Origin of the sequence: Segatella salivae DSM 15606, assembly GCF_000185845.1 — a bacterium.
In the GTDB taxonomy this organism is placed as follows: domain Bacteria; phylum Bacteroidota; class Bacteroidia; order Bacteroidales; family Bacteroidaceae; genus Prevotella; species Prevotella salivae.
This window is the reverse complement of sequence record NZ_GL629655.1, coordinates 1-2,090: the sequence shown is the minus strand read 5'-3', so window position 1 is coordinate 2,090 and position 2,090 is coordinate 1. Positions and strand designations below refer to the sequence as shown.

Annotated in this window: 3 protein-coding genes and 1 pseudogene; all 4 read right to left on the bottom strand. The window is 33.4% G+C overall.

Going from position 1 to position 2,090, the window contains the following annotated elements; all coding sequences use genetic code 11:
* Positions 1-519, bottom strand: a pseudogene (locus tag HMPREF9420_RS12615) (TraG family conjugative transposon ATPase); the annotation flags it as partial.
* A gap of 2 nt (positions 520-521) precedes the next feature.
* Entirely contained in the window at positions 522-806 is a 285-nt protein-coding gene (locus tag HMPREF9420_RS12610) for a hypothetical protein (RefSeq protein ID WP_007136124.1), read from the bottom strand.
* Positions 807-902: 96 nt separating this feature from the next.
* Entirely contained in the window at positions 903-1,262 is a 360-nt protein-coding gene (locus HMPREF9420_RS12605) for a DUF4134 domain-containing protein (protein WP_007136123.1), read from the bottom strand.
* Positions 1,263-1,381: 119 nt separating this feature from the next.
* Entirely contained in the window at positions 1,382-1,792 is a 411-nt protein-coding gene (locus tag HMPREF9420_RS12600) for a hypothetical protein (RefSeq protein ID WP_007136122.1), read from the bottom strand.
* Between the last annotated feature and the right edge of the window lie 298 nt (positions 1,793-2,090).

Genomic DNA, 2,090 nt, shown 5'->3' with positions numbered 1-2,090 from the left:
GTGTACATATCTTGCAACCTCTTTCTTATTTAATTTATGACTAGAAATATTTTTCTCTGCCAATATGTTGATTACTTTACTGACCTTTGAATGAAAATCTAACCATGCTTTGGGATCATACTTAATAAAGGAACTTTGCTTAAATTCCTGAGTGATAATAAAAAAAGTACGTATATTAGTATATTCACGACCTCTAAAGTACTTGAAATATGACTTATAGAGAAAGTTCATATCATCGTTAATTTCACGATTATATCCTTGTTTACAAAAGATATCCTGTTTCTGTATACAATAGCCTTCACCAAGGGTCTGAATGATATTATTGAGAATATCAGTATAAGTATAGTAGAGAGTTGCATCTGTACTGTATTGTTGGATAGGATTCTCTATTTCTAAGATAACAGACCAATTGCCGTTCTTGGAAAAAAGAACAGTATTTATAAGATTCCCACGTGCATCTCTAATATCCTCTAGTTCTGCATATAACTTATCAAATGGTCTTTCTTTCTTTTTTGCCATACTTAATATTCAAATAAACCTGCATAATGGACTATACCTTTGTAACGTTTCTTTGCATGTAGTCCTAGCTTTTGCTTAATAAAAATAATGATGATTCCTGTACCTGAAATGGCAACTAAGGCAATAGCTCCTGAAAAGAATCCTAGTAAAATGTTGAAAATGAGAAATCCTATAAATCCAAGTAGGAACGTTCCTGCAGCATAGTATATGAATTTACCACGTATCCCCATAAACTCTAAGGGCTTCTGTAATCCTTTGTAGACAGGATAGTTATTGAACTCATCCATTATATTAGAGAAAAGTCTATTCGTGATACAACAATGATATACACCGATAAAGACTCCTAAAGCTGGAGACTATATCGGGTATATCCTACTTCTAACCTACTTAAAGAACATAGGGAGGGCTGTTGCCATAGCAACCATAGCTACACATCCTCCAATTGTCATCATAATGGTTTTCTTAACATCCTGATCACCATTTTGCATCTTAAAATAGACATTGAATGCACCAATCAGAGCTATGACTGCTGCGATTGCATACATAAGCTTCTTGACTGGTTCCGCATAACTGTTAATTTCTGTCGTAGCAGAAGTGAAGCCACCTGCTCCACGACTCTGTGCAAATGCCTGTACGCCGCCTATGAACCCAAGCATAAATAGGGTAAAAGCACGATTGAGAGTAGTTTTAAACTTACTTGCTTTGTAGTTTGCAAGTACTAGATAACGCTTTAATTGAAACATTGAAGTAAATTTTAAGTATTTCGAATTAAAGTACCGACAAAAGAAGCCTTTTACCAACTACAAAACAACAGTAGCAAGATGGTTGGCTTTGAACCTATAGTGTATTTAAAAATGAAGTGTTATCTTTCACCTTTTTGTAATGTTCTGGCAACAATATAGTAATCGGAGCCTACCTCATCATTTTCCAGTGAGGTTAGCATCTCCTGCAATTCTTCGACTTTAATTCCACCAGACATAACAGGAAGGGAATCATTACTATCTGTTGTATCAAGAGAATTATTTTGTGGAGTATTAGTTTCCTCTATAGTAATATTAGAACTTACTTTTGTGTCCTCTTTCTTACTTTGATCTTCATCTGCCTCGTATAGGGTGAAATTTCCAAGTTCCTCTTTAATATCAACTTCTTTCTCGTCAATAGAAGCTGTCGATACGATTTCTCCTGTCTTATCAAAATAGAGATCGTGAATAATATTATAGCCATAATATCCAACATAGCCAATGATAATTATGGTCATGAACATTCCAAACATAAATATAAGTTTTTTGATTTCATTACTTTCTGCAACATTATAAAGTTCAAATAAAAGGTCTTTGCAGAAACTTCAACAAAAGTACAATTTTAGTCACTAACGAAAACTCTTTGATGATAGATATGAAATACAGAGAAGAAAACTACTGGACTAATAACGTTTTACAATTTATTTTTTAGTTTAGTATCTACTTACAAGTACAAAATAAATACGGACCGCTATATAGAAGCTGTCCGTATTATGATAACAAAGTAGAGTAGGTAATTATTGTTTTTCTACTTCCCAAGGTCGATTAGAA